The organism is Nonomuraea lactucae (assembly GCF_003313395.1).
In the GTDB taxonomy this organism is placed as follows: domain Bacteria; phylum Actinomycetota; class Actinomycetes; order Streptosporangiales; family Streptosporangiaceae; genus Nonomuraea; species Nonomuraea lactucae.
This window is the reverse complement of the sequence record NZ_QNFZ01000867.1, coordinates 1-6,552: the sequence shown is the minus strand read 5'-3', so window position 1 is coordinate 6,552 and position 6,552 is coordinate 1. Positions and strand designations below refer to the sequence as shown.

At 63.8% G+C, this 6,552-nt stretch carries 4 protein-coding genes; 2 read left to right on the top strand and 2 right to left on the bottom strand.

The window, feature by feature from the left end; genetic code table 11:
- Positions 1–63: 63 nt before the first annotated feature.
- Positions 64–195: a Scr1 family TA system antitoxin-like transcriptional regulator gene (locus DQW85_RS48315; RefSeq protein ID WP_420819194.1), complete on the top strand. Its 132-nt coding sequence runs from the start codon at positions 64–66 to the stop codon at positions 193–195.
- Between the two features lie 198 nt (positions 196–393).
- A complete protein-coding gene (locus tag DQW85_RS29975) occupies positions 394–600 on the top strand; it encodes a DUF397 domain-containing protein (protein ID WP_113703184.1) in 207 nt (68 codons plus the stop codon).
- Here DQW85_RS29975 and DQW85_RS29970 read toward each other — a convergent pair.
- Together DQW85_RS29970 and DQW85_RS29965 are read right to left on the bottom strand one after the other, a co-directional pair.
- A complete protein-coding gene (locus DQW85_RS29970; protein WP_113703183.1) occupies positions 597–4,718 on the bottom strand; it encodes an Eco57I restriction-modification methylase domain-containing protein in 4,122 nt (1,373 codons plus the stop codon). The genes DQW85_RS29975 and DQW85_RS29970 overlap by 4 nt on opposite strands.
- Positions 4,718–6,484 carry a helicase-related protein gene (locus DQW85_RS29965; RefSeq protein ID WP_113703182.1) on the bottom strand — a complete coding sequence of 589 codons (1,767 nt, stop codon included), beginning with the start codon at positions 6,482–6,484 and terminating at the stop codon, positions 4,718–4,720. The genes DQW85_RS29970 and DQW85_RS29965 overlap by 1 nt, the downstream gene beginning before the upstream one ends.
- Positions 6,485–6,552: the final 68 nt, after the last annotated feature.

Below are 6,552 nucleotides of genomic sequence, written 5' to 3'. Positions count from 1 at the left end.
TGATGTCGGCAGGCAAACGTCGACCTCGCGATCATGCTGTGACCAGCAGGCCACCGCCAAGGGATGAAAAGGGCTCAGGGTGTGCTCCACCGCAGGATCGGCGGAGCCGAAGTGATGCATGAGCAACTGGGCCATCTGCTGGAGATGACTCAGAGGCCCGTGTTTTCTTGCAGGTCGTCGATCCGGAATGCGTAGCTGGGCTGGCCGGTGCCTTTATGATCGCTGAGCTTCCCACGGGCAACCTGACGTTGTCAGTTCGGACTCACCGGCACAGGCATATATCACTACGGAGCGTGATATCGTGGCCTCGATTTGGCATCGCTATGAAGCGCTCAGGATGTGGGCATATCCTGAGCGGATATCCCTCCAGAAGATCGAGGAAGCGAGGCGCAGATGGACCTGAGTGACGCCGTGTGGCGGAAGTCATCGCGCTCTTCTGATAACGGCGGCCAGTGCGTGGAGGTTGCGACGAACCTTCCCGGGCTGATCGCCGTTTGTGACAGCAAGTACCCGGATGGGCCCAAGCTGCTGTTCACTCGCGATGAGTGGAAGGCGTTCATCGGCGGCGTCATGGATGGCGAATTCGATATTCGGGCCTAGTTCTCTCGTTTGCCCTCTATTTCGCCTCTCGCCGAATGGCGGGGACCATGACCAGGTGCGGGGATAAGTGTGGAGGCGAAGTTCTCCCCATCGACGAGAGGGGTTTCGAGACTTACGCCGGCCGCTGCCATGCGGTCATATTCCGTCAGGACGAGGTCCCTGGTTCGGTAGGTGCCGTACTTGGCAATTTCGTTGTTCTTGAGTCCACCGGTTTCTGACTGGAAGGACTCCAGAATATAGTTCACGTCTGAACGATTTATGCCATAGAGGTGAAAGAAGTAGGCGTCGAGTTCGGCCCGGATCTGGGCGCGACGCTCTTCGTTCCATTGGAACGGCTCGCCGGTGTCGCCAAGATCACGGGCGAGTCCGGCTATGTCGTAGGAGGTGTAGACGAGCTCCAGAATGCGAGGAACAATTAAGGCCTGGTGGAGTTCCAATGACTGAGGAGCGGGAACTGGAAGTTGCTTCCACATGAAGAGGCTCATGGTGATGCCGCCCACTTTTTGGCGGCTCACGAAGTCGAATACCAGCGAACTTTGAATGCCAATCAGTGAGGCCACAAGATCGGCGGGGTGGCGGGGAAGCATCAGCGGGAATTTATGGTTAACCGCTACACGTGGGAGAAAAGCGGGTATGGCTGTGCGCTCATCAGTGGCTCGGCATACGTCTCGCCAACCGCAGAGCCACTCTCGATGCCAATTCGCCTCATCAAGTCTTGCCGTGACGCCGGGGACATCAACCGCTTTATTCTTCCTGGTGGTTGTGGTAGGCCCTTCTGTGACCCAGTAGCGCGGCATGGCTACAGTATTCGGATCGCGCTTTTCCGCGAGAGGTAGGCGGCGCCGGTCTTCATTGCCAGTATTGTAAAAGGAATTCCAGCGGTGGTCGAAATGATGGGCCATCTTTGCTTCGTAGAGCGGCAGCATGCGCTCTTCGTTACGGATAAAGACGTTTTTGTGAAGCTCCCATCCCTCTTGTTCTAACTCGGCGCGAGAGCGAAAGAGGTCGCCGTCATTGGCATTACGGAACAGATATTTGAAGTCAATATTCCACGAATTGGAATCTCTCTGCCTGTCTCTTTGTAGAACGGGAAATGACCGATAGATTGCGATGGTGAGATCTGCTTCTCGACGAGTACGAAAAATCGGCAAAGTTCCCGTATTTGGATTTATGAGGGCGATCTCCTCTGGGGAGAGGGTGAAGACTTTGTCCGATCTATCGATATCTGCCGTATCTGTGAGAAAGAATGAAAATTGCGCCATTGGCTCACGGAGGCCGATGCCGGTGCCTGATAGTAGGCAAAATTTGTAGCTGGCGTGGACGCCAGGAAATAGTTTGTTGCTGTTCTCGAAGTCGTAGAAGAGCTTTAATCCACCACGCTGAGAGAGGTTGCTAAATAGGAACTGAGCGCCTGCGTTCGTGGCGATGGCGGTGGGTATGATGCAGCCGAAACGACTCTTGGGTGCCACTAGGCGGGTGAATTGTTCGGCGAAGAGCTGGTCTGCCTGCAGTTTGGTGACTCCTCCGGCTGTAAGGCCCTTGGCGCACAGGGGAAAGATGCCGGAGGATCCAGCGAAATGGGACGTCGACTTCAGCTTGTGACGTTCTGCTCGATATCGTGCTCCTGCGTCAGGATGTTCCTTTTCCCATGTAGAGATGCGCTCATGGCGCGCCGCTCCGGCTGTTTCGGCAATTCTCGGTTCGACGACGCTGAAATACTTCTTATCCTCGAACTCCAACCTATCCCATGGAGGATTGCCCAGCACGCAGGAGAAACCGCCAGCCCAGCCGTTGAAAGAGTCGATATCGGTGTCGGCGTGCTCCGAGACGGTGAAGATGTCGGGGAATGCGAGATGCCAGTGGAAGAACCGGTACTCATCGCGCAGTCGCGCGATCTCATCATGAGTGTTCTGGGAGGCGGCAGTCTGCTTTGGATCTTGCAGAGCGCGAAAGACGTCATGTGTGATGGGGGGCGGGGCGTCCTTGGTCTTGTGCCACATGAACGCCGCACACCAGGCGTCGGCCAGATGCCGGGCCTGGACATACTCGGGTGACGACTCCCACTCCTGATAGGCCGCTTCCTGGCGGTGAACCTGGGCGAGCGTGCCTGAAGGCGCGCCGACGATGGCGCGTAGACCGGAGGCGAGCGCCGTGTTGGTCACCTTTGTTTCGGTGCCCAGATCGAATAGGCCGCCCTGCCCGGAACGCTCCTGCTCGTTCTGCTTCTCCAGGAACGCCGCGAACTTGACGTCGTCACCCTCGACGGCTCTGAAAGCCTTGCTTGGAATGCCGTCCCGCATGAGTGCGGGCGTCGCGCCGATGAGGGCATTGCCTTGCTTGATGTGCGCATCCAAAAAGCCAAGCGGCTTGCCGGGCTCCAACGCTTCGAGCCAGAGTGACACCTTGGCCAACTCGACCGCCATCGGGTTGAGGTCCACCCCGTACACGCACCGCGCGATCACCTCGTGTAGCGCGTGCCGTACTGCATCCAGCGTTGGCTCGGGGTTGCCCTCGCGGACGGCGGCCACCCGCTTGGCGAGGCGGCGAGCGGCGGCGACCAGGAAGTGGCCGGAACCACAGGCTGGGTCGCAGACGGTCAGGGAGAGCAGCTCGGTGACGATGCGATCGGAAGCGTCCGGCTCGCCCGACGCCTTGACCTCGCCACGCTTCTGCACGTCGTCGATGACGGGGTCGAGGGTGGAGTCCAGCAAGGTTTCGATCAGTGCGCTGGGCGTGTAGTAGGAGCCGGTCTTCTTGCGGTCGTTGCCCAGGCGGTTGACGAGCTCGAAGGTACGGTCCACCTCGCTGTGCTTGGGGATCAACTCAAGCAGGGACTCGTAGATGGAGCCCAGCTCCTCCGCGCCCATGTTGCGGTAGTCGATGGTCCGCCACCGGGACGTGCCCTCGTCCTTGACCCGGGCCAGGTGCCGCACGGCCTCCAGCAGGTGGGCGTTTGAGATCAGCGCGCCGTGCAGCGGGGCGTCCGTCTCGATGTCGTCGAAGAGGCCGCCCAGGCCGGGGAGGCCGAGTTCCGGCCGACCGTTCTCGTCGCCCAGAGCGTCCAGGACGATTCTCAGCGCCTGGTAGAGGTCGGCGTGGGAGGTGCCGCGACGGCGGAGAGCGTGGCCGCGGAGGCGGGCGGAGGAGAAGTACTTCTCGTAGCGGTCGCGGGTCTTCTGGTCCGTGCCCGGCGGGTGCAGGGCGTCGCGGTCCTCGGCGACGAACAGGAAGATCAGCCGGTAGACGAGCCGGAGCAGTGCGGCGTGGAACTTGTCCACGTCCAGCTCGGCCCGGAGCCGTTCGTTGGCCGGGTGCTTGAGGAAGCCGGTGCCCAGCGCGGTGATCGCTTTCTGAACGCCGTCACGGTGGCCCTCCAAGGCGCGGACGCCGGAGACGATGGCCTCGACTCGCCACTTCTCCAGCCAGCAGGCCGACGGCGCCTCATTGTCTTCGATCTTGAAGCGGGTGTAGTGCAGCAGCCGGTAGAGCAGCACGAACTCGCTGAACAGCTCGCCGTCGAGGATGGCCTCAAGGTTGAACTCGACGTACGAGGCCGTTGCCAGCGCGCTGGAGTCGCGCAGCAGGCGCAGTCGCCGCCCGTTGGTGATAACACCCCACAGGTGAGCCTCGGTCCGGTTCAGGAACTCCTGGACGAGTGACTGCGGCGGGACCTGGCCCCTGCGGTGCTTGTCCAGGTCGGTGTTCCACGCGACCAGGTGCATCGGGACGTGCTGCCAGTGATGGCTGATCGCGAACGTGCGACTACCGTCATCGGACGGAATACCCGTGGCACCTACGGTGGAGAGCTCGCCGAAGCCGAGCTCGGCGAAGAGCGGCACCAGCCACTGCGAGATCGCCAGGCCGGTCGGGTCGGCCGGCGTCTCGGACTCGGGCGCGACCGGTAGCTTCTCCCGCAGCTCCTTCCAGACCGACTTGAGGTACTCCCAGTGCCGCTCGGCGTCGTCCCGCACCGTACGGGAGCCGATGGCCTTGTAGTCGGCGGGGAGGCAGCCGGGGACGCCCTTGCCCTCCGAGAGACGCAGCAGCATGTCGGCCGGGAGGAGGCCGCCGACCGTGTGGACGGCGGAGAAGACCTGGTCGCGGGTGACTGCGGACATCAGGCGACCCCTCCGGCGGGCAGGTAGACGTAGACGCCGAGGATGTCGGCGGGTTCTTGCACGGTGACGTCCAGACCTCGGACGATCTCCCCGGACGCGCTGCGCACCCGGCGGTGGGAGTCCTCCAGCTCGGCTTCGAGCTGCTTGCCGTACTCGCTCAGCTGACCGGCGACAGCGGGCAGGCCGTCGAGGACGCGGGTCATCGTGCGCTCGCCGAAGACCGGGTCGGTGTTGGCGTCGGCGGTCGCGTCGACGAGCCCGAGCGCCTCCTCCGGCGCCAGCCAGACCGCGGCGGCGGGCGAACCCTGGAAGGCCAGGAGGCGGGCGTCCTCGGCGACGATCTGCTTCTCACCCGAGCGGGACGGCAGCGTGAGGTGGAAGCGGTAGCGGACCAGCAGCAGTGTGGTACGGGTTTGCACGGCGTCGGTGCGGATCACCCCGCAGCGCCTGGCCGGGCGCCTGCCCTCCGTCTCCAGCGCGGTGTTGAGCACGAACCCCGCCAGAGCCCCGACCACGGGATCGGTGCGGACGAGAGCGGCCTCGCCGCGGGCCACCGCCGCCGTGGTCCGGAACGGGATCGGGCGGCCCAACTCGCCGCCGATGACCGGGGCCACGGCGTCGCGGAGGCCGGTGGGGGTGCCGCTGATGTCGGCGGTGAAGTCGCCGGGAATGCCGTTCTCGCGGATCACGCCGTCCAGCGCGTCGAGCGCGTTCCGTACGAAATGTTGCACCTCGTCGGAGCGGCCCAGGGTGTCGCGGATGGCGGCGGCCTCGCGGGCCACCTCCTCCGGGTGGATAGAGCGCTGGGCGAAGCGGGAGCGGGAGGTGCGCTCGCGCTCGGCGGCCGAGTTCCACTCTGCTTCCAGGGTCTCGGCCTTGCGGTCGAGCTCCTCCAGCTCGAACAGCGCCTCCTGGTCCGGCCGCTGCTTACGCATGAGGAGCCATTCGACGATGGCGTCGGTGACGCCGGTGGAGGCGGCGTCCGGGACGGAGACGGAGATGCCGAGGTCCTTGCGGATCTGGCGGTGCTTCTTGATGAGGACTTCGAGGACCTTGCCGTCGATGCCGTTGTCGTTGCCGTACAGGGTGATGACCTTGACGACATCGCGCTTCTGGCCGTAGCGGTCGACGCGGCCCTCGCGCTGGTCGTGGCGGGTCGGGTTCCAGGCCAGGTCGTAGTGGACGACGGCGTCGAAGTGATGCTGGAGGTTGACGCCCTCCGACAGGCAGTCCGTGGCGACCAGGACACGCGGTGCGCTGGCGCTCTCGTCGGCCAGTTCCTCAATGCGCTGCAGGCGCTGCTGCGGGGAGAGGGTGCCGGTGACGTGCCGGATGACGGTTTTCTTGCCGAGTTTGCCGTCGAGGTGCTCGGCGACGTACTCGGCGGTGGGGATGTAGCGGCAGAAGACGATCGGGTTGTAGCCCTCGCGGATCAGTGCCTTGAGATGCTTGACCAGGGCGGCCAGCTTCAGGTCCTCGTCGGGGCCCTCCAGCTTAGCGGCGCGCTCGGCGAGCTGGGCCAGCCGCGCTTTCGCCCCATCGGTCTCCGCGCCCGGCGCGACGTCGAGGCCCTCCATGACGTCGCTGTCGGAGGCGTCGCTGGTCAGCGGGGCGCCGAGCCGGTCTGCCTCCTCCGGGCTCGCGGCCACGGCGGCGGCCGAGCGGGTCTGCAAGGTCTGGGCGGCGGCGCGGGGGGAGGAGACCATGGAGCGCAGCAGCGCGATCGCCGACCACCAGGCGATGCGGGATTCCCGCTTGGTATCCATTCAGGCCTGCCGCTGAGCTGGGCGTCTGGTTTGAGGTAGACCCGCCGGTTTCCGCTGAATACGTAGAT

Coding starts and splice junctions, on each gene's coding strand:
- DQW85_RS48315 (WP_420819194.1), top strand. CDS start 64: ATGAAAAGGGCTCAGGGTGTGCTCCACCGCAGGATCGGCGGAGCCGAA.
- DQW85_RS29975 (WP_113703184.1), top strand. CDS start 394: ATGGACCTGAGTGACGCCGTGTGGCGGAAGTCATCGCGCTCTTCTGAT.
- DQW85_RS29970 (WP_113703183.1), bottom strand. CDS start 4,718: ATGTCCGCAGTCACCCGCGACCAGGTCTTCTCCGCCGTCCACACGGTC.
- DQW85_RS29965 (WP_113703182.1), bottom strand. CDS start 6,484: ATGGATACCAAGCGGGAATCCCGCATCGCCTGGTGGTCGGCGATCGCG.